This is a genomic window from Pedobacter sp. 05T44, from assembly GCF_056395985.1.
Genome location: NZ_JBFTKO010000001.1, coordinates 656,938 through 677,920, shown reverse-complemented (window position 1 = coordinate 677,920; position 20,983 = coordinate 656,938). Strand labels below are relative to the sequence as shown.

Below are 20,983 nucleotides of genomic sequence, written 5' to 3'. Positions count from 1 at the left end.
ATTCACTCTAATCCGTTAAATTATGAAAGAGATCAACTACAAAATGATGCTGGCTACATTGGCTTTTGGGTTGTTAATCTGGTTTTTACCAGTACCAGAAGGTGTAAAGCCCGAAGCATGGCATTTGCTGGCTATTTTTTTAGCAACTATTTTAGGTATTATCTTAAAAGCAGCTTCCATGGGTACCATGTCTATGATTGCTATCGCAATAGTTGCTTTAACAGGGGTGTTGGCACCAGGAAACCCGGGTAAGTCGATCTCAATGGCCTTAAGTAGTTTTGGAGATAAGGTTATCTGGCTAATTGGCATTTCATTTTTCATCGCAAGGGGCTTTATAAAAACGGGTCTTGGAAGCAGAATTGCCTACCTTTTTATCAGAGTGTTTGGCCGAAGCTCTCTAGGTTTGGGTTATGGATTGGGCCTTGCAGATCTTGTACTGGCACCCGCTATTCCAAGTAATACTGCAAGAGGGGGTGGTATTATTTATCCGATCATGAAGTCTATGGCCCTTAATTTCGATTCAGTTCCAGAAAAACCGGAAACGCACCGTAAGCTAGGAGGCTATTTAACATTAAGTTGTTATAACATCAACCTCATCACGTCCTCAATGTTTCTAACAGGTACAGCGAGTAATCCCATGTGTCAGAAATTTGCTGCAGATCTTGGTATAAATATCACATGGATGTCTTGGATGTGGGCCGCAATAATTCCAGGAATTATCTCTTTGATTCTGGTGCCATATATCTTATACAAAATCTATCCTCCGGAAATAAAATCGACGGGAGGAGCACCTAAAATGGCCTCCGAAAAATTGAAAGAGATGGGAGCTGTAACACGCAACGAATGGTTGATGTTAACTGCATTTGTTGTCTTGCTTTTTTTATGGATAACAGGAGATATTTTTAAAATCGACGCCACAACTACTGCCTTTATTGGTCTGGTATTCCTGTTGTTATCGCAGGTTTTAACCTGGGAAGATGTGAAAAGTGAAAAGGGCGCATGGGATACAATTGTATGGTTCTCGGCCTTGGTAATGATGGGTAGTTCTTTGAATACGCTGGGATTAATCCCATGGTTCAGTGAATTGGTAAGGGCAAAAATAGGAGGGCTGAGCTGGACCATGGCTTTTCCTATTATTATTCTGGTTTACTTTTACAGTCATTATTTGTTTGCAAGTGCAACAGCGCACGTTGCGTCTATGTATGCAGCTTTGCTTGGCGTGGGTATCACCATTGGCATTCCGCCCATGCTGCTTGCATTATCGCTGGGCTTTTGTGGTGGTATTTTTGGAACATTAACCCATTACGGGCATGGTCCGGCACCGGTATTTTTTGGAAGTACATTCGTTGATGTCAAGGACTGGTGGTCAAAGGGATTTGTTTTGAGTATCGTTTTTCTTTTGATCTGGATGGGAATAGGCGGGCTGTGGTGGAAGATGATCGGCTTGTATTAATTTAAAGCTTATGGATAATAAAAACAGAGCATCTACACTGATGCGAAAAACGCTAATGGCAGTTACGGGGTTGTTTCTGTGTTTTTTTCTTGTCATTCATTTGCTTGGAAATCTGCAGTTATTATTACCTGCCGAACAAGCAAAAGCCAGCTTTAACAGTTATTCTCAGCTGCTATCCGGCAATATTTTTATAAAGATCATTTCTTATGTTCTCTATGCATCTATTGTAATTCATTGCCTGGATGCATTGATAATTACGCTTAAAAATAAAAAAACAGCAGGCAGGTATGCCGTGGATAACAGGGGCAAAGCCAGCAAATGGTATTCAAGAAATATGGGGATACTTGGCACACTAATTCTGATATTTTTGGTATTTCATTTCAGGGATTTTTGGTATCAGTACAAGTTCGGAAGCTTACCGAAAGATGAAAGTGGGCATAAAGACCTATACGCAATAGTGGTGGCTGCCTATCACGACTGGTGGTATGTACTTTTCTATGTGCTGTCTATGTTCGCGCTGGGTTATCATCTGCTGCATGGCTTTTATAGTGCAGCCAGATCACTGGGTTTGTATCATCCTAAATATGTTTCGTGGGTAAGGACTTTTGGTACAGGCTATAGCTATATCATCACTATCGGTTTCGCTATTATTCCAATTTATATTTACTTAACTCAACATGTTTTATGGAACTGAACGCTAAAATACCACCGGGACCATTAAAAGATAAATGGAGTTTCTATAAAGACCATGCTAAGCTGGTTAATCCCGCCAACCGAAAAAAAATKGACGTTATTGTTATTGGTACCGGACTGGCAGGTAGTGCTGCTGCGGCATCATTGGCCGAGATGGGATACAATGTTAAATCTTTCTGTTTTCAGGATTCAGCAAGGMGTGCACACTCAGTAGCTGCACAAGGTGGAGTAAATGCGGCCAAGAATTACAAGAATGATGGAGATAGTGTTTATCGTATGTTCTATGATACCATTAAAGGCGGCGATTTCCGGTCACGCGAAGCAAACGTTTATAGGCTTGCAGAATGTTCGGCTCAGTTAATAGATCAGGCAGTTGCCCAAGGTGTGCCTTTTGGCAGAGAATATGGCGGGTATCTGAATAATCGATCTTTTGGAGGTGTACAGGTTAGCCGGACTTTTTATGCAAGGGGACAAACCGGACAACAGTTGCTTTTAGGATCTTATCAGGCTTTAATGCGTCAGGTTGCTGCCAAAACTGTTAAGCTTTACACAAGGCATGAAATGTTGGATGTAGTAGTTATCGATGGAAAAGCAAGAGGCGTTATTGTAAGAAATCTTGATACAGGAGAGATAGAAAGGCATAGTGCTCATACCGTAATTTTGGCCACCGGGGGCTTTGGTAAAATCTATTATTTATCAACCCTTGCAATGGGATGCAATGCATCTGCCATATGGCGTGCACACAAGAAGGGTGCATTAATGGCATGTCCAAGCTGGACCCAGGTACACCCAACATCCTTACCACAATCGGGCGATTACCAATCTAAGCTCACACTTATGTCTGAGTCGCTGCGGAATGATGGGCGAATTTGGGTGCCTTTAAAACCTTCTGAAAACCGGAAACCTAATGATATTCCTGAATCAGAACGTGATTACTACCTGGAAAGACGTTACCCTGCCTTCGGTAATCTTGCCCCACGCGATATTTCCTCGAGAGCGGCAAAGGAACGCATAGACGCAGGATTTGGAGTAGGGCCGCAAAGGAATGCCGTTTATCTGGATTTTTCCAAGGCGATTAAGGAGCAGGGAAAAGGGCGTATTAAAGAGAAGTATGGCAACCTGTTTGACATGTACCGCAAAATTACGGCTACCGACGCCTATGTAGAGCCTATGATGATATCTCCTGCGGCTCACTTCTCAATGGGCGGACTATGGGTTGATTATGAACTGATGACGACCATACCAGGATTGTTTGCCCTTGGTGAAGCTAACTTTGCTGATCATGGAGCCAACAGGTTAGGTGCAAATTCTTTATTACAGGCATGTGTAGACGGTTATTTTATTGCACCATATACGGTTTCAAATTATCTGGCCGGAGAAATTAAATCAGAAAGGGTGCCGATAGATCATCAGGCATTTATCGATGCCGAAGTTCAGGTAAGAGCGCAACTAAGTAAACTGCTGGAAATAAATGGCACTAAAACGGCCGATTATTTCCATAAGACTTTAGGCAAGTTATTATACGATTATTGTGGTTTATCAAGAAGCAAAGAAGGATTAATCCACGCCATAAACGAAATAAAAAAGCTAAGGGCTGATTTTTATAAAGACCTTAAAGTTCCTGGCGATGAAGATGAGATGAACGGAGAATTGGAAAAGGCAGGTCGTATTGGTGATTATCTCGAAGTGGCAGAGTTGATGTGCCTGGATGCTTTAACTCGAGACGAATCATGTGGTGCCCATTTTAGAGAAGAATATCAAACTCCGGAAGGAGAGGCTTTAAGGAATGATGAAAAGTTCTGTTTCGTATCTGCCTGGAAATGGCGGGGAGAAGGACAGGAAGAATTGCTGATCCCTGAACCATTACACTTTGAAAATGTTGAACTGGCAGTAAGAAGCTATAAATAAATAGGCTGATGAAGTTATATCTAAAAATTTGGAGACAAAGTGATGCTGCCAGCGAGGGTAAGCTGGTAGATTACGAACTGGATAATGTGATCCCTCATATGTCTTTTCTGGAGATGATGGATACCTTAAATGAGCAGCTGGTTTTAAAAGGCGACCGCCCTGTTGAATTTGACCATGATTGCAGGGAAGGAATATGCGGGCAGTGTGGAATGATGATTAACGGACAAGCACATGGCCCCATAGCAAATCTTACTACCTGCCAGCTTCATATGCGTGAGTTTAAAGATGGCGACACCATTTATGTTGAACCATTCAGAGCTTTGGCATTTCCTATAAAAAGGGATCTAAGGGTTGATAGGTCAGCATTTGACAGGATTATTATGGCTGGTGGGTTTGTTTCTGTAAATACTGGTCAGGCACCTGAAGCAAATGGAATACCCATTACACATGAACAGGCCGAATCTGCTTTTGACTCTGCTGCTTGCATAGGATGCGGCGCTTGTGTTGCTACTTGTAAAAACTCAAGTGCGGCCTTATTTACATCAGCCAAAATCTCCCACCTGGCAAAATTGCCTCAAGGAAAAATGGAGTCGCGGAAAAGGGTGCTTTCTATGGTAAAACAAATGGATGAAGAGAATTTCGGACACTGCAGTAATACAGAGGCCTGCGAGGTAGAATGCCCCCAACAGATTTCAGTTCTTAATATTGCAAGAATGAACTGGGAATATTCATTGAGTAGCGTTTTGAAAAAATAAGAAGAGGGGGCAGTTTACTGCCCCCTCTTCTTTGTACTTTCGTCATCCTGAGAGCTCGGTCGTCATGCTGAATTTATTTCAGCATCCCTCAAGGGAAAGTTTGCCTGGAAAAAGCGAGATACCGCTCTTCAGCGGTATGACGAATGCTTTAGCAAATATTACCTTAACAAGTTTTTCCAGCTTGTTTTGCTTTCAATTAATGTTTGAAGATCTTTAATGTCAATACGTTGTTGCTCCATTGTATCACGATGACGAATGGTTACCGTATCATCTTCCAGTGTCTGATGGTCAATTGTTAAGCAGAAAGGAGTACCAATAGCATCTTGTCTGCGGTAACGCTTACCAATGGCATCTTTTTCTTCATATACACAGTTGAAATCCAGCTTTAAGCTGTTCATAATTTCTCTTGCTTTTTCCGGTAAACCATCTTTTTTAGTAAGTGGGAATATCGCTACTTTAACAGGAGCAAGGCAAGGGTGTAAACGCAATAACGTCCTGCTATCTTGTTTTTCTCCATCACTAAGGTCCTGCTCTTCAAAAGCATTGATCATGGTTAAAAGGAACATACGATCTAAACCTATAGAAGTTTCTATCACATAAGGTACATAGTTGCCATATGGTTTTCCCTCTTCATTAAGATCATTGTCGAAATATTGCATTTTCTTGCCAGAGAATTCCTGGTGCTGAGAAAGATCGAAATCTGTACGGCTATGAATACCTTCTACTTCTTTAAACCCAAACGGGAATTCAAATTCAATATCGGTAGCTGCATTCGCATAGTGAGCAAGTTTAACATGATCGTGGTATCTGTATTTTTCGGCAGAGGTGCCTAAAGCCAAATGCCATTTTAAACGAGCCTCTTTCCAGTATGCAAACCATTTTTTGTCTTCACCCGGGCGTACAAAGAACTGCATTTCCATTTGTTCAAACTCACGCATRCGCATAATGAACTGACGGGCAATTACCTCGTTTCTAAAAGCTTTTCCTATCTGTGCAATACCAAAAGGAATTTTCATCCTTCCCGATTTCTGAACATTAAGGAAGTTTACAAAAATACCCTGAGCAGTTTCAGGACGTAAGTATATTTCTTCTGCCCCCTCGGCCATAGCACCAAACTGGGTACTAAACATCAGGTTAAACTGACGTACTTCTGTCCAGTTTTTTGTGCCGCTTACCGGGCATGCTATTTCGTGTTCTTCAATTAATGTTTTTAATTGCTGTAGGTTTTCAGATTTTAAAGCCTCATCCATATCAGCTTGTAGCTTTGCAGCTTTATCTGTTTTGCCGTCTTTTTCGTAACGTGCAATTTTATCTTCTAATAACTGATCAGCACGGTAGCGTTTTTTCGAATCTTTATTATCGATCATAGGATCGTTAAATCCGTCAACGTGACCACTTGCTTTCCATATTTTTGGATGCATAAATATTGCAGAATCAATGCCTACAATATTTTCATGCATTTGTACCATGGCTTTCCACCAATAAGTTTTGATGTTGTTTTTTAATTCTGCCCCTAACTGCCCGTAATCGTATACAGCACTTAGTCCATCATATATTTCGCTGCTTTGGAATACAAAACCATATTCCTTGGCGTGTGATATTACATTTTTAAATTGCTCGTCGTTAGTGTTTTTTGCCATAATGATGCAAACTTAGATAAAATATTTTAATGGTTTTCATGAATGCAGTGGTGTTTTTTCTACTTTTGAAAATGAGCACTCCGGTAAACCTAAAAATTAAATAAATTGAGCATCAAAGTACAGTATTTGTCTAAGTATTACGATAAGCAAAAGGCTGTCGATGAAGTTAGTTTTGAGGTTAAACCCGGAAAGATATTAGGTTTCCTTGGGCCAAACGGTGCCGGAAAATCTACCACGATGCGCATGCTTACCGGTTATCTGAAGCCAACCTCCGGCTCCGCTGAGTTGTGCGGCTTCGATTCGCAAACCCAGAGTTTGGATGTTAGACGTATTATTGGTTACCTGCCAGAAAACACGCCTTTATATACAGATATGTATGTAAAAGAGTTTTTATTGTTTGTTGCCAATACCTATAAGCTTCAGCACCCCGAGCAAAAAGTTAAGGAGACAATAGATGCCGTTGGCTTAGGGGCCGAGCAGCACAAAAAAATAAATATGCTTTCTAAAGGCTACAAGCAGAGGGTAGGATTGGCTCAGGCAATTATTCATAATCCCGAGATCTTAATACTTGATGAACCTACATCAGGTTTAGATCCAAATCAGCTTACCGACATTCGGGAACTGATTAAGAAGCTGGGAAAGGACAAAACGGTTATCCTATCAACACATATTATGCAAGAAGTAGAGGCAGTTTGCGACGAGGTCATCATCCTCAATAAAGGAAAGATTGTAGCAAATGCCGAAATCAATGAACTTAAAAAGCAACACCAATCTTCGTCTCTTGAAGAGATTTTTAGAAAACTGACTTCTCAATAAAATAAGTCAATTGTGCGTTTGTTAATAATTATTTACTGTAGAGTTTTATTTTTTGTAACGATTGGCCAAGTTTTTGTATCTAAGGATTATAATTACACAATTTAAATTAAACAGAAATGAAAAAAGTATTTTTACTAACAGCAATTGCAGGTCTTTTTGCATTCTCGAGCGTTAAGGCTCAAAAAGATGTTGCTATGACAGGTCCAAAGTTAGGTATTGGAGCTGAGTTTGCATTTCCAATGGGTGACTTTGGTGATGTTTATAAATTAGGTTATGGTGGTTCACTATTGTATCAACATCCAGTAGCAACTAATTTAAATTTAACAGGTAGCGCAGGCTATTTGAGTTTTAAGGCTAAGGATGAATTTGGTGGCGGTAGTTATGGTTCAATTCCTGTTAAAGCAGGTGCAAGATACTTTGTGGCTGAGAATTTTTATATAGGTGGTGAGCTTGGTGCTGCTTTCTCTACTGAATCAGGTGGAAAAACTGCTTTTGCTTATTCTCCTGGCATTGGTATAGAGTTTCCTGTTTCTGATGGCGGTGCTATCGAATTAGGTGGACGTTATGAAGGATGGTCAGCCAATTCAACTACAAGTTCTTTCATCGGACTTAGATTAGCATATAATTTCGGTTTGTAATCAAAAACCAAAAGGTTCGTTTAAACGAATAAAAAAGCCGCTTGATTAAGTTCAAGCGGCTTTTTCATTATCCATTATATCGTTTTGAGGCTACATAAACTGTGACCCTGAAAATTCGCGCTGCTCTACTCATTGGAATTAAGAAAGATAATACTACACCTGACATGCGGTTATTACCACACTAATAATGAAAATATGATAACCACAATATAAGTACAAGTAAAGTATGTTATTAACATACTATTGCCGTACTATTGAAAGGGTATTTCCAACTGTGTTTTCATTATGTTCTTAATATAGGGTTATTCTGTAAGTTCGTTTAGCAAAATATAAGTTGAATGTTTTCTTAAAAGCATCTTTGACTATACTAGGGGTGTTCTCATGTTAGAAAAGAAGACAACCTGGTAATCATCCAAAGCTTTGTTATACTAGCTATATTTTATAATATTGCAGCTCATTAAAATTTAACTAATGAAAAAAATATTTTTCTTAATTCTTACTGCGGGATTTTTCCAGTTGGTTGATGTTAAGGCACAATCTAGCGCTCAAATTGCAGAACCAAGATTGGGAATTGGATTTGACGTAGGCTTACCTATGGGCGATTTTGGAGACTTTGCAAATTATGGAACAGGGGGTTCTCTACTTTATCAGCATCCGGTATCAAAGTCATTAAACATTACCGGAAATGTAGGCTATATCAGATTCAATGGCAAAGAAACTATTGGTACATTGAAATACAGGCAAAGTTTTATTCCGATTAAAGTTGGAGCAAGATATTTTATCACCGAAAATATTTACGGAACAGCTGAAGTGGGGTCGTCTATCGCGACAGCTAATGGCAGTGGAGTTTCTTTTATTTATACACCTGGTTTGGGCGTTGAAATTCCTGTTTCACGTACAGGTTCTTTAGACATTGGAGCCAGATATGAAGGGTGGACAAAAAATACGGGAACTTTATCATTTATTGGTTTAAGAGCCGGATACAATTTTTAAAAGCAAATGAATGTACGCAGTTTTTAAAAGGGAATTATTCAKTTTGTTAAATTCATTAATGGCTTATATTACCATTGGTGTGTTTTTACTAACCTCAGGTTTGCTGCTTTGGTTCTTTCCTGATACCTCGATATTGGAGTATGGATATGCTGAACTCACCGGGTTCTTTAGTTTGGTGCCATTCCTATTCATGTTTCTGATCCCTGCAATAACCATGCGTTCGTTTGCTGAAGAGAGGAGAGAAGGTACTTATATTTTACTGGCATCAAGGCCATTAACAGATTGGCAAATTATTCTGGCGAAGTATTTTGCATGTTTGGTACTGGTGTTGTTTTCATTGGTGCCTACTATAATTTATTATTATTCTATTTACAAGCTGGGTTTGCCAGCCGGGAATATTGATACTGGCGCGGTAATTGGTTCTTATCTGGGTTTATTGCTACTGGGAAGTGCTTTTGTTGGCATTGGCATATTTGCGTCATCTATTACTAAAAATCAGGTTATTGCCTTTGCAGTTGCAGTATTTATCTGCTTTGTAGCGTACAGCGGTTTTGATGCATTGAGCAAAATTTTTTCGATGCGTTACCTGGAAAGTATTTTTTTAGGATTAAGTGTAAATGAGCACTATCAATCTATAAGCAGAGGAGTTTTGGATACTCGTGATCTTGTTTATTTTATAAGTTTTGTATTCTTCTTTTTAGGAATTACCAAGCTGGTAATAGGAGGGAGAAAATGGTAAAGTTGAAGAACAGCAAGAGTGCCGGATTAGTTGGTCTTTTGGCAGGGCTAATATTATTGAATGTTGTATCACAGTATGTTTATACCCGGATAGACTTTACAAAAGAGAAGCGTTTTACGTTAACACCAAAATCTAAAACGATTTTAAAAGAAGCTAAGAAACCAATAACAATTACTATTTTTCTGGAGGGCKATTTACCAGCGGCTTTTAAGCGTTTGAGAAATGCTGCAAAAGATCTGTTAACTGACTACAAAGCCTATGCAGGTACTGATATTAACGTTGAATTTGTTGATCCGATATCCGGGCTGTCTGCAGCCGAGCAGGACACAGTTATTAATCACCTATATCAGGTAGGAATAGAGCCTACCACCTTAAATATTAAGAACGATAACGGGTTTGCTCAAAAAACCATATTTCCAATGGCAATGGTTGAAGGGAATGGAAATCAGCTGGCTTTAAAATTATTGCAAAACCTGGATGCCTCAGGCAACTATGAAGAAAATATCAATAATTCTATACAAAACCTGGAATATGTATTTACATCAGCCATTCAAAAGGTATTGAGCGGACAGCATCCAAGAATTGGTTTTACGGAAGGAAATGGTGAGCTCTCTGATTTGCTGTTGAATGATGCGATAAAAAGCTTGTCGGATAGTTATGACGTGGGTAGGGTAAACCTTAACCAAATTGATAAGGCGGGTTTAGATAAATTAAAGTTATTGATAATTGCAAAACCCGAAAAGGAATTTACAGAAGCCGAAAAATACAAGATCAATTATTTTGTAATGAACGGTGGCAGGGTAGTTTGGAGTATAGATCAGGTGAGCGCCAGCTTAGATAGTTTAAGGGGGGCAGGAGAACAACTGGCTTTTAACAAAAAGCTGAATCTTGATGATATGCTGTTTATATATGGCGCAAGAATTAACTATGATCTTATAGCTGATGCCAACTGTGCAGAAATTCCTTTAAGCATGGGTGGACAGCAGGGACAGATTCAAATGGCACCATGGGTGTTTTATCCAATACTGATGCCTGATACAGCTAATAGCCTCGTAAAAAATATGGATGGAATAAGGAGTGAATTTGTTAGCACTGTTGATACTATTGGAGTAAAAGGAGTTAATAAAAAGGTGATTTTACAAAGCTCAGCTTATAATAAGGTGCATCATACACCAAAGATGCTTTCGCTGCAAATGGTTGCGGAACAGCCAGATCCGCGCGAGTATGCCAGCGTGCAGCGAACTGTTGGCGTACTCTTGGAGGGCAAATTTCAATCTGTGTTTCTAAACAGGTCGGCTCCTGCCGGAATTACTGAACAATACAGTGTGCCTGCAGAGAGTAAAGCCACAAAAATGATAGTGATTGGAGATGGAGATGTCTTCAAAAATCAAATAAGTGCCAGAGACGGATCTGTTTTTCCATTGGGTTTTGACAGATATACAGAAAGAAACTATGGAAATAAGGCATTGTTATTAAATATTGCCGACTTTTTATCTAATGATGATAATTTGATCTCTTTACGCAATAAAGAAGTTAAGATCAGGTTGTTGGACAAGGTGCGTTTGCGTACCGAAAAGCTACAATGGCAGCTTATTAATGTCGTTTTTCCTTTACTATTGTTAATATCGTTCGCAATTTTTCAACATTATTACCGCAAACATAAGTATGCAAGGTAATTTTTATATTTTTGAGAACTGACAAGATCATACTATGAGATTTATTGTATCCACATCAACGTTATTAAAACATTTGCAAACAGTAAATGGTGCATCAAGCAGCAGTACTGTTTTGCCTATACTGGAAAATTTCTTATTTGAAATTAAAGACGGAAATTTAACGATATCTGCAACGGACTTACAAACCAGCATGACCACTTCTTTGGCTGTTGAATCTAAAGAAGGCGGTAAAGTAGCTGTGCCGGCAAGAATACTGTTAGATACCTTAAAGACTTTACCAGATCAACCTATTTCTTTTAATATTGACGATGCATCATTCTCTATTGAGATTAGTGCAGGAGACGGTAAATATAAACTGAGCGGTGAAAATGGAGATGATTTTCCAAAAATACCGGTTGTAGAAAATGCTTCATCTGTAAACTTACCAGCGTCTGTACTGACCGAGGCCATTACCAAAACTATTTTTGCGGTAAGTAATGATGAGTTAAGACCGGCCATGACTGGTGTTTTTTGTCAATTATCTGAAGAACACATCACTTTTGTAGCAACTGATGCACATAAATTAGTAAGATACAGACGTATGGATAGTAAAGCAGATAAAACATCTTCTTTCATCCTTCCTAAAAAAGCTTTAACTTTATTGAAAGCGGCATTACCATCAACTGATGTGAATGTTTCTGTTGATTATAATGCAACAAGCGCTTTCTTTAAATTTGAGAATATAAACCTGGTTTGTCGTTTGATTGATGAGCGTTATCCGGATTATGAAGCGGTAATACCTGCTAATAACCCGAATAAGTTAGTGATTGACAGGGCTTTGTTTTTGAATACACTACGCAGGGTAGTTATTTTTGCTAATAAAACCACTCACCAGGTAAGACTAAAAATCAATGGAAGTGAATTAAACATTTCTTCTGAGGATTTAGATTTTGCGAATGAAGCGCATGAGCGTTTAAGTTGCCAGTACGAAGGTGAAGATCTGGAAATAGGATTTAATGCACGTTTCTTAATTGAGATGTTAAGCAATTTGAGTGGAGAGGAAGTTACCTTGGAGCTTTCTACGCCAAATCGCGCTGGATTGTTAATTCCTCAGACTAATGATGAAAATGAAGATGTTTTAATGTTGGTTATGCCAGTAATGTTGAATAATTATAATTAATACTCATTTAAATATTTTGGATGGCTTGGTTTTTGACCAGGTCATCGTTGTTTAGTGTAATTTTAATAATACTACTATGAAAAAATCATTCTTTTTATGCTTAACTCTGGGTGTTATACTCCTGAGCTCTTGTTTTAAAGAACCCAAACCAGAGCCTGTTGGAGACGCATATGTTAATGCTGTTAACGCAGTGAGAGGGTCGAGTCCGCAGGAATTTTATTTAAATGGAAGCAAGAAAAATTCTATTCCTATTCCGTATGGTGCATCCAGTGGCTATATTACTGTTACTTCAGGAAATAGTCAGTTTGCCTTTGGTAATATAAGTTCAGATACAGCTAATGCTGCTACACCGGTTGTAGGTGTTCCAATAGGAATTAACGCAACCGTTTTCTATTATACCGAATCAAAGAGTCAGACCACCCAGAAGGAATTGCACATGGCAACAATCATCAATGATGATATGAAACCTTCGGCAGTTGCGGGTAAAGCTAAAGTGAGGTTCATTAATTTGAATTACTTATTAGCTAATACGATTTCGGTTTTATCTGGAACTACCAAGATCTCAGAAAAAATACCTTTTAAAAGTGCATCGTCTTATATCGATCTTGACCCGGGTACTAAATTTAAGTTTGTTGCGGATATAGTAGATTCACCAGTTTCGGCTGAACTTGATGCGAATTTGCAAGCCAATAAAAATTATACCATTTGGGTTGATGGGGTTACAGCAACGGAATTAACAGGACACGTTATAGCACACTAATTAATTAAATGACATTTCTAAGTTTAAAAATATCATGGTAATAAGCATGATATTTTTATTTTTGGGCTTAATTTATAAAACTTGGAATTTTTCACTTTTTTAATAGACTTTCTTCTTCATATTGATAAGCATTTGGAGGAGATCATCAGAGATTATCAGAATTGGACATATGCCATTCTTTTTTTAATCATTTTTGCCGAGACAGGTTTTGTAGTTACTCCCTTTTTACCTGGCGATTCTTTGTTGTTCGCCATGGGAACTTTAATTGCCGGAGAAAATACAGGTTTAAGTATTTGGGTGATGCTGATCCTCTTAATTGTGGCGGCTATATTAGGTAATTCATTAAATTATAAATTAGGTAGTTATTTTGGTGTTCGGGTGTTTAAAGAGAACAACAGAATACTAAAACTCGAATATTATAATCAATMGCACATGTTTTTTGAAAAGCATGGTGGTAAAGCCATTATTTTTAGTCGCTTCTTACCTATCTTCAGAACAATAGCTCCATTCGTTGCGGGTGTTGCGAAGATGCCGTTTGGAAGATTTACTCTTTTTAATGTTATTGGAGGGGTTGCCTGGATAACAAGTTTACTTATGGCGGGATACTTATTGGGGCAGATTCCTGTGGTTAAAAAGAACTTTGACATAGTAATTGTAGTGATTGCTGTTGTTACTTTTTTCCCCGCAATATTTGCAGCTTTAAGATCTAAGTTTAAAAAGAAAGAGGTAAAAGAGTAGATTAGCAGCAGGGGTAACCCGCATCAACCCATGCTGGGTACCAGGATGATCCTATGGTTAATATCGCTGATTTCGTCTGCCTGTCTACCACACTGTTCATCGAAGTATGAGATGCTTTGGTATTATTCTATGGAGTATTGCTTATGCACTTGATTGTTTCTTTCAGAAAAGCTACACTTTCTATGCCCGGGAAATATTTGTTCAAATTAGCTTCTCAGCAGCGACCTAGGTGGTTCATATAATCAACGTCAAGGTAGTACCAAGGTGCGCTACAGTATCTGTATATCGACGTTTGTCTGTGGTCATCCACATGGTCAGCACAACGTTTTATGTCGCTTTGAAGAATCTATTAATGCCGGAAGGAAGCGTGAAAACTGCCAGGTAGTTAATTCTCATGTGAGCAAAGAAGCCCCTGGCGCTAAACAGAATAATTGTTGTAACAAGCATTACGGAAATAAAAGGATATTTCATTTCCGTAAAACTATATGAAGAAACCTTTAATGTGGTTATTTATCGATGCTTTTCCCCTTCATTGCCGAAGAAACAGCTACATCCATAACCCTTTCGGCAAATGGGCGTGTAAATTCATTTAGTTCGTCGGCTTTCTTAAGGATTTCATCTTTCTCTGCTTTAGCAAGTGCTTCCTTGAGTGCCAGGATATGGATGTTGGTGTTTTCGATTTCATCTGCGGTAAGGAAAGTTCCATGTTTTTCGATAAAGCGTTCGGCCGTGTAAACTAATTGTTCGCCTTCACTTCTGGCTTCAATCAGCATCCTTTGTTCTACATCACTTTTTGCATGAGTAATGCTATCGATCAGCATTTTTTCGACAGTTTCATCGGTTAAACCGTAACTAGGAGTAATGTCTATTTCCTGTTTTACACCAGAGCGTAGTTCAACAGCCTGGACAGTTAAAATCCCATCGGCGTTTAAAAGGAAGTTGATATCTACTTTTGGTAGCCCAGCCGGCATAGATGGGATTCCCTTAAGATCAAATTCTGCTAATTTTCTGTTTTCCTGAACCAGATCGCGTTCGCCCTGGAATACAGATATTTTCATGTTTACTTGTCCATCCACTGAGGTAGTGTATTGCCTGCCAGCCTTGGTGGGAACTTTTGCATTTCTTGGAATAATGACATCCATTAAGCCACCCATAGTTTCAATTCCTAGTGATAAAGGGGTCACGTCTAATAAAAGGATATCTGACCTGTTTCCAGCAAGGATATCTGCTTGTATGGCTGCTCCTAAAGCAACTACCTCATCAGGGTTAATCTGATCGTGAGGAGTGCGGCCAAAGAAATCTGCAACTTGTTTTTTAACATAAGGGGTACGTGTAGACCCGCCAACTAAAACCACCTCATCAATATTTTTAATGTCTAATTTAGCATCAGTTAAGGCCTGTTTACAAGAGTTTATGGTTTCCTGAACTTTGGGAGCAATTAGTTGTTCAAAAGTTTGTTTATCTATTGAGCACCAGATTTCGCCAAGCCTCTCATTAAATAAATTTTGAGTGGTTAAAGCTTTTTTTGCTTCTTCGGCTTTTAACCTTAAAGCTTGCATTAAACCTGAATCTGCAGCAAGGTCTTGTTTGTTTAGTTTGTTTTTGTCTATCCAATAATGAACGATGGCGCGATCAAAATCATCTCCGCCTAAAAAAGTATTGCCATTAGTTGATAATACTTCAAATATCCCGTTTTGAATTGAAAGTACAGATACATCAAAAGTGCCTCCACCAAGATCATAAACGGCTATTGTCTTTTGTTGAGTAGGATCCAGGCCCAGTCCATAGGCCAAACTAGCAGCTGTAGGCTCGTTTACAATCCTTAAAACATCAAGCCCGGCTAGTTTTCCTGCATCACGGGTTGCTTGTCGCTGACTGTCGTTGAAATAAGCGGGAACAGTTATTACTGCTCTGTTCACAGGGGTTTTAAGTGCGTGCTCTGCTCTGGCTTTAAGCTCTTTTAGTATTTCAGCTGATAATTCAATTGGTGTATAGAACTTATCGCCGGCTTTAATTTTGACCAGGGAATCGTTCTCATCATCAATTATTTTATAAGAGAAGGTATCCTGATGACTGGCTACATCTTTGTATGACCTTCCCAGTAGGCGCTTAACAGAAAATATGGTGTTTGAAGGATCGGTAATTAAAAATTCTTTGGCTTCATTTCCAACCAAAGCATCACCTTGCCCATTGAAATGTACAATAGAAGGAACCAATAAGCCTTTACCAGTGTCGTTTATCACTTTGGGGTTTTTGTCCGGATCGATAAAGGCAACCAAACTATTTGTTGTCCCTAAATCAATCCCAACGATGATTTCTTCTTGCTGGAATGAGCCTGTTGCCAGGTTGATGGATATTTTTGCCATAGTTCGGCAAATTTAGGAATGTTTAGCTGTTTTTTTGTTTTAAGGTTGTAATGTTTTTCAGATCCTGGGAATTAATTTGTTCTATTACGAGGTTTAAAATAAAGTAACGGGATTAAGCTTCAAAAACTCTTCTGTGCTCAGTCCGCTTTTTCCGATGAGTAATATCTTCTCAGGTTTGAATTGTTTTTGGAATTCATTTAAACCGGATATACTTAAATCTTGGCCACTTTTTACTTCGAGCCCTATGACTTTTCCCCGACGCTCCAATACAAAATCTACCTCATTGTTGCGCTCGCGCCAATAATATACCTTAAAGCCTTCGGTAAGCGCTGAATTAACCAAATGAGCTCCTATGGCAGATTCTGCCATTCTACCCCATTCTTTTGGTTCTTGCCTAACTTCATCGAAAAGCTCATTGCGCATGATTAACTAATGTGGTTTTTCCTACCTGACGTGGGCCAATTACTACTTGGAAGTGTTTTCTTGTCTCTAAGATTCTAGATGTAAGTTCTTTAATATGAGGTCTTTGGAACATGATTTACGAATTACTCAATACATTGAGTAATTCGTAATTTCTAAAGAAATATTTTAATTGAACGGMTGATTTTTAAAGGTCAAGCTCCTTTTTATGAATATTATAAAGCMAAAGTACAATATCCTGATAACTGTCTGTTCCCTTATCCTGATTGTTTAGTTTTAGAAATCTGTCGAAAGCAACATCCATGTATCCAAACATCTCACTGTTATACTTGCGCCAAAAATCACGGTCGTTTTTAAAGTCTTGTATTGTACCAGGATTAATGGTAGTATACAAAGCATCATAATCTTTCTGAGACTTGATCCTGATCTCGAACAGTATGCTTTTTAACATGGCATAGGATGCGGAATACTGAAAATTAGGATCAGCACTATTTGCGGCTACAAGATAACCAATAAGGTTTGCCTCATCTTCGCGACCAATGCCTAGCTGATGGGCTATTTCGTGACAGGTAACAAAGGGTAGGGCTATGGCCGGTAATCTCATATTTACATTTGCTTCTCCCGAGATTGGATTGTAATATCCTTCGATGCCAATTTTAGTAACTATCCAACTATTTAATACCGGTTTTACCGCAGGGCTGCGGTATTTGAAAATGGAATTTCTTTGTTCCATCAAGTCATAACCAGCTTTAGCTCTAATCGCTAATTCCTTAATGTTGTATCTTGTTTTCTTTACTTTTTGGAGATGGTTTAGTTTACTGATGAAAAATTTACCCAGTAAAACCAGCTCAGGTGTGTTGTATTTTTCATTGTTGATGCCCAGCTGTTTTGAAACTGAAGGACGTGAATAGTTTAAACCCCAAAGAATTTTAAAAATTAAATAAAGAATAAGAATAAAGTTAATTACCTGTAAGGGCACCTTTACCCGATCAGCTTTTTTTAATGATTTATGGGTTATCTTTTTATAGAATAGAAATAAGCTTCTGATTACAAAAAGTATGAGCAGCAGATAAAGAAAGTCTCCAAGGGCAAAAGGAACTAATGAGCTTATAAAACGCTGGATAACAGAACTGACCTGATAAAGTCCCTCTGAATAAATGTTTTCAATGAACCGGCTGAAAAAGCCGGCTAAAAATACAATTACTGAAAGTGATAAGAGGATAACAAATTTCCGTATTTCAGGTTTATAAGCTGCATTCATTACCTGTTAAAGGTTAATCTTTTCCCGTTTTCTCTTGTTGTAAATCGTCCTTTCTGATAGGCAAGATTGCCCGATACAAAGGTGTGTGTTACTTCGGCCTGGAATGTTTGACCCTCAAAAGGAGACCATCCACATTTATAAAGCACATTTTGCCGGGTCACTTTAAACGGATCATTCAGGTTTACCAATACCAGATCTGCCCAATACCCTTCTCTAATAAATCCTCTTCTGTCGATATTGAAACAAATAGCCACATTATGTGCAGTTTTTTCGGCAATCTTTTCTAAAGTGATCTTCTTTTGATGATACATTTCAAATAAAGCAGGCAATGCATGCTGTACCAATGGCCCACCAGAAGGGGCCTTCAGGTAAGGCTGTTCCTTTTCTGCTATGGTATGCGGAGCATGATCTGTAGCTATAATATCTAAATGGTTGTCTAGTACTCCTTTTAAAATGGCATCCTTATCTTCTGCGGTTTTTACGGCGGGGTTCCATTTTATCCAGTTTCCTTTGGTAGCATAGTCCCTGTCGTCAAACCAAAGGTGATGAACGCAGGCCTCTGCTGTGATCTTTTTATCTTTTAAAGGAGTTATATTGTCGAACAATGCAACTTCCTTAGCAGTGGATATGTGTAATATGTGTAAGCGGGTTCCGTGTTTTTTAGCAAGCTCTATAGCCATTGATGAAGAAATATAACAAGCTTCTGCACTTCTGATAAGTGGGTGCATATCAATGGTTATGTTCTCGCCATATTTTTCTTTATATATGGCCATGTTGGCTCTTATGGTTTGCTCATCTTCGCAATGAGTTGCTACCAGCATGGGTGCTTCTTTGAAGATGTTTTCTAAAACTTTTTCATTATCAACCAACATATTTCCTGTTGATGAACCCATGAAAACTTTAATTCCACAAACGTTTTTAGGGTCTGTTTTTAGTACTTCTTCAATATTGGTATTTGATGCACCCATAAAGAAAGAGTAGTTGGCAAGAGACATTTCAGCCGCAATCTGATACTTATCTGCAAGTAATTCCTGCGTTAGTGTATTAGGTATTGTATTGGGCATTTCCATAAAAGAGGTAATGCCACCTGCAACTGCTGCCATACTTTCAGAAAAGATATCAGCCTTGTCTGTAAGTCCAGGCTCTCTGAAATGTACCTGGTCATCAATCATTCCAGGGAAAAGATGTAATCCTTCCGCATTGATTTCCTGATCTGCAGGCTCATCAATGTTTGGTGCAATTTTTTCAATAAACCCAGCCTTGATGAGTACGTCGGCGACTACTATTTGGCCTTCATTTACAATTGAAGCAGCTTTTATAAGTATGGTATTCATGGTGTCAAACTTAAATAAAATATTCTTTTCAGCTTACGTCATCCTGAATTTATTTCAGGGCCCTGCACCTGCAATGCCTCCTTTCTCTTTGGAGGCCCTGAAATAAATTCAGGATGACGTGGAGGTTAAATACAAGGGCTAGGAAATAAATTTTGACTACTTTTGCCGAATGGCCAAGAATTTCGAAGAGTTTAACCTAAATCGACAGATTTTAAATGCTGTAGCTGATGCAGGCTTTACTGTTGCTACTCCTATACAAGAAAAAGCAATAGCCCCTGTATTATCGGGTCAGGATATATTCGGTATTGCCGAAACCGGAACAGGTAAAACTGCAGCTTATGTTTTGCCCATTCTAATGCAGTTGAAATATGCGCAGGGAGACTCAGCACGTGCATTAATATTAGCCCCAACAAGAGAGTTGGCCATGCAAATTACCGAGCATATCCAGATTTTCTCTAAATACACGGATCTGCGTACTGTTGTGGTTTATGGTGGACTTGGACCTAAAACTCAGATTGAACAGATTAAAGCCGGTGTTGATATTATTGTAGCTACACCTGGAAGATTTTTAGATATTTATTTAGCCGGCCATATCAATACCCAATACATAAAGTTTTTGGTGTTAGATGAGGCAGATAAAATGATGGACATGGGCTTTATTGGCTCTATTCATAGGATTTTAGAGATTGTACCTCGTAAAAGGCAGAACCTTTTGTTCTCGGCTACTATGAGTAATCTTGTTCAAAAGATTGCGGGCGACTTTTTAAAACATCCAACTTTAATTGAAGTAGCTGAGCAAGCTACGCCAGCTGCAACGGTTACTCAAACTTTGTACGAAGTGCCTAACTTTAAAACCAAGATCAACCTGCTGCAACACTTAATGAAAAATGATGAGGAGTTTAAACGACTGATCATTTTCTGTAAAACCAAAACGGTAGCCGATAACATTTTTAGTTTCATTGAGCGTAGGTTTGGAGCAGAGGCTGTTAGGGTAATTCATGCGAACAAAGGCCAGAATACCAGGATTAATTCTATAAATAATTTTAAAGAAGGTAATATCCGGGTATTGGTAGCAACTGATGTTGCATCACGAGGTATTGATGTTTCGGAAGTAAGTCATGTGATTAATTTTGATGTTCCAATTATCATTGAAGATTATGTGCATAGAATTGGCCGTACCGGAAGAGCATATTCAAAAGGAGATGCGCTTACCTTTTGTACGCCAGCCGAAAAATATTACATTGAGAAAATACAAAAATTAATAAGACAAGAAATTCCTGTTGTACCTTTGCCGACTGAGGTTTTTGTGGAAGAAACCCCTTATGAGGAGAAGCAAGCCATAAATCGTGCAATAGACGATCAAAAGCGTAAAGAAGATCCTGATTTTAAAGGTGCATTCCATGAGAAAAAATATGCTGCCGCCATTGCAGCTGCTGCAAGAAATAAAACAAATAAGCAGCCTGCATGGAAAAAGAAGAAATTCAAAAAATAGTTAAAGACATTGAAAGTAAAACTGACCCCGCTTAATATTGTTTCAGCCATCTGTTTGGTTATTGCCATAATGCTGCTGATAAATAAGAAAGATGAGGGAAATCCCAAATATGTGGATATTACAGGAATTCTTATTGGGTTTA

18 protein-coding genes are annotated in these 20,983 nt (G+C 38.7%); 13 read left to right on the top strand and 5 right to left on the bottom strand.

Annotated features, from left to right (window positions below; translation table 11 throughout):
- The first annotated feature begins 22 nt into the window (after positions 1 to 22).
- Genes AC1DDK_RS02805 through AC1DDK_RS02790 form a run of 4 tightly spaced genes read left to right on the top strand, consistent with a single transcriptional unit; the run spans position 23 to position 4,809 of the window.
- Entirely contained in the window at positions 23 to 1,453 is a 1,431-nt protein-coding gene (locus tag AC1DDK_RS02805) for an anion permease (RefSeq protein WP_172660741.1), read from the top strand.
- A gap of 10 nt (positions 1,454 to 1,463) precedes the next feature.
- Entirely contained in the window at positions 1,464 to 2,147 is a 684-nt protein-coding gene (locus tag AC1DDK_RS02800; RefSeq protein WP_172660740.1) for a succinate dehydrogenase cytochrome b subunit, read from the top strand.
- Positions 2,138 to 4,054 (top strand): fumarate reductase/succinate dehydrogenase flavoprotein subunit, encoded by a 1,917-nt coding sequence (locus AC1DDK_RS02795; RefSeq protein ID WP_477633816.1) that lies wholly within the window; start codon positions 2,138 to 2,140, stop codon positions 4,052 to 4,054. The genes AC1DDK_RS02800 and AC1DDK_RS02795 overlap by 10 nt, the downstream gene beginning before the upstream one ends.
- An 8-nt stretch (positions 4,055 to 4,062) precedes the next feature.
- On the top strand, positions 4,063 to 4,809 hold the full coding sequence (locus AC1DDK_RS02790; protein ID WP_172660738.1) for a succinate dehydrogenase/fumarate reductase iron-sulfur subunit: 747 nt from the start codon (positions 4,063 to 4,065) through the stop codon (positions 4,807 to 4,809).
- 158 nt (positions 4,810 to 4,967) lie between these two features.
- Here AC1DDK_RS02790 and AC1DDK_RS02785 read toward each other — a convergent pair whose 3' ends face one another.
- Entirely contained in the window at positions 4,968 to 6,449 is a 1,482-nt protein-coding gene (locus tag AC1DDK_RS02785) for a glycine--tRNA ligase (RefSeq protein ID WP_172660737.1), read from the bottom strand.
- A gap of 105 nt (positions 6,450 to 6,554) precedes the next feature.
- On the opposite strand from AC1DDK_RS02785, the gene AC1DDK_RS02780 reads away from it, so the two are divergent.
- The 8 genes from AC1DDK_RS02780 (at position 6,555) to AC1DDK_RS02745 (ending at position 13,968) form a co-directional block, all read left to right on the top strand.
- The gene (locus tag AC1DDK_RS02780; protein WP_172660736.1) at positions 6,555 to 7,265 is read left to right on the top strand and encodes an ATP-binding cassette domain-containing protein; all 711 of its coding nucleotides are present in this window, start codon (positions 6,555 to 6,557) and stop codon (positions 7,263 to 7,265) included.
- Between the two features lie 116 nt (positions 7,266 to 7,381).
- Positions 7,382 to 7,903 carry an outer membrane beta-barrel protein gene (locus tag AC1DDK_RS02775; protein ID WP_337715657.1) on the top strand — a complete coding sequence of 174 codons (522 nt, stop codon included), beginning with the start codon at positions 7,382 to 7,384 and terminating at the stop codon, positions 7,901 to 7,903.
- Positions 7,904 to 8,374: 471 nt separating this feature from the next.
- Positions 8,375 to 8,896 (top strand): hypothetical protein, encoded by a 522-nt coding sequence (locus tag AC1DDK_RS02770; RefSeq protein ID WP_288880571.1) that lies wholly within the window; start codon positions 8,375 to 8,377, stop codon positions 8,894 to 8,896.
- A 10-nt stretch (positions 8,897 to 8,906) separates the two neighbouring features.
- On the top strand, positions 8,907 to 9,635 hold the full coding sequence (gldF, locus tag AC1DDK_RS02765) for a gliding motility-associated ABC transporter permease subunit GldF (protein WP_477633815.1): 729 nt from the start codon (positions 8,907 to 8,909) through the stop codon (positions 9,633 to 9,635).
- A complete protein-coding gene (gene gldG / locus AC1DDK_RS02760) occupies positions 9,629 to 11,311 on the top strand; it encodes a gliding motility-associated ABC transporter substrate-binding protein GldG (RefSeq protein ID WP_477633814.1) in 1,683 nt (560 codons plus the stop codon). The genes gldF and gldG overlap by 7 nt, the downstream gene beginning before the upstream one ends.
- Positions 11,312 to 11,345: 34 nt before the next feature.
- Positions 11,346 to 12,470: a DNA polymerase III subunit beta gene (gene dnaN / locus AC1DDK_RS02755; protein WP_048904267.1), complete on the top strand. Its 1,125-nt coding sequence runs from the start codon at positions 11,346 to 11,348 to the stop codon at positions 12,468 to 12,470.
- A 76-nt stretch (positions 12,471 to 12,546) separates the two neighbouring features.
- Positions 12,547 to 13,230 carry a DUF4397 domain-containing protein gene (locus AC1DDK_RS02750; RefSeq protein ID WP_172660731.1) on the top strand — a complete coding sequence of 228 codons (684 nt, stop codon included), beginning with the start codon at positions 12,547 to 12,549 and terminating at the stop codon, positions 13,228 to 13,230.
- An 81-nt stretch (positions 13,231 to 13,311) separates the two neighbouring features.
- A complete protein-coding gene (locus AC1DDK_RS02745; RefSeq protein ID WP_477633813.1) occupies positions 13,312 to 13,968 on the top strand; it encodes a DedA family protein in 657 nt (218 codons plus the stop codon).
- A 506-nt stretch (positions 13,969 to 14,474) separates the two neighbouring features.
- Here the strand turns inward: AC1DDK_RS02745 and dnaK are convergent.
- The 4 genes from dnaK to AC1DDK_RS02725 all read right to left on the bottom strand — a co-directional run bounded on the left by dnaK (position 14,475) and on the right by AC1DDK_RS02725 (position 19,349).
- Positions 14,475 to 16,334 carry a molecular chaperone DnaK gene (dnaK, locus tag AC1DDK_RS02740; protein ID WP_288880582.1) on the bottom strand — a complete coding sequence of 620 codons (1,860 nt, stop codon included), beginning with the start codon at positions 16,332 to 16,334 and terminating at the stop codon, positions 14,475 to 14,477.
- Between the two features lie 93 nt (positions 16,335 to 16,427).
- Complete coding sequence (locus tag AC1DDK_RS02735) at positions 16,428 to 16,757, bottom strand: DUF4143 domain-containing protein (RefSeq protein ID WP_337715650.1); 330 nt, start codon at positions 16,755 to 16,757, stop codon at positions 16,428 to 16,430.
- A gap of 184 nt (positions 16,758 to 16,941) precedes the next feature.
- Positions 16,942 to 18,015 carry a DUF3810 domain-containing protein gene (locus AC1DDK_RS02730; protein ID WP_477633812.1) on the bottom strand — a complete coding sequence of 358 codons (1,074 nt, stop codon included), beginning with the start codon at positions 18,013 to 18,015 and terminating at the stop codon, positions 16,942 to 16,944.
- Complete coding sequence (locus tag AC1DDK_RS02725; protein WP_172660727.1) at positions 18,015 to 19,349, bottom strand: dihydroorotase; 1,335 nt, start codon at positions 19,347 to 19,349, stop codon at positions 18,015 to 18,017. Before AC1DDK_RS02725 ends, AC1DDK_RS02730 begins: the two co-directional genes overlap by 1 nt.
- A 169-nt stretch (positions 19,350 to 19,518) precedes the next feature.
- Here AC1DDK_RS02725 and AC1DDK_RS02720 point away from each other — a divergent pair, with 169 nt between their 5' ends.
- Positions 19,519 to 20,841 carry a DEAD/DEAH box helicase gene (locus AC1DDK_RS02720; RefSeq protein ID WP_337715648.1) on the top strand — a complete coding sequence of 441 codons (1,323 nt, stop codon included), beginning with the start codon at positions 19,519 to 19,521 and terminating at the stop codon, positions 20,839 to 20,841.
- The last annotated feature ends 142 nt before the right edge of the window (positions 20,842 to 20,983 follow it).

Coding starts and splice junctions, on each gene's coding strand:
- AC1DDK_RS02770 (WP_288880571.1), top strand. CDS start 8,375: ATGAAAAAAATATTTTTCTTAATTCTTACTGCGGGATTTTTCCAGTTG.
- dnaN (WP_048904267.1), top strand. CDS start 11,346: ATGAGATTTATTGTATCCACATCAACGTTATTAAAACATTTGCAAACA.
- AC1DDK_RS02790 (WP_172660738.1), top strand. CDS start 4,063: ATGAAGTTATATCTAAAAATTTGGAGACAAAGTGATGCTGCCAGCGAG.
- AC1DDK_RS02775 (WP_337715657.1), top strand. CDS start 7,382: ATGAAAAAAGTATTTTTACTAACAGCAATTGCAGGTCTTTTTGCATTC.
- dnaK (WP_288880582.1), bottom strand. CDS start 16,334: ATGGCAAAAATATCCATCAACCTGGCAACAGGCTCATTCCAGCAAGAA.
- AC1DDK_RS02720 (WP_337715648.1), top strand. CDS start 19,519: ATGGCCAAGAATTTCGAAGAGTTTAACCTAAATCGACAGATTTTAAAT.
- AC1DDK_RS02800 (WP_172660740.1), top strand. CDS start 1,464: ATGGATAATAAAAACAGAGCATCTACACTGATGCGAAAAACGCTAATG.
- AC1DDK_RS02735 (WP_337715650.1), bottom strand. CDS start 16,757: ATGCGCAATGAGCTTTTCGATGAAGTTAGGCAAGAACCAAAAGAATGG.
- AC1DDK_RS02725 (WP_172660727.1), bottom strand. CDS start 19,349: ATGAATACCATACTTATAAAAGCTGCTTCAATTGTAAATGAAGGCCAA.
- AC1DDK_RS02805 (WP_172660741.1), top strand. CDS start 23: ATGAAAGAGATCAACTACAAAATGATGCTGGCTACATTGGCTTTTGGG.
- AC1DDK_RS02750 (WP_172660731.1), top strand. CDS start 12,547: ATGAAAAAATCATTCTTTTTATGCTTAACTCTGGGTGTTATACTCCTG.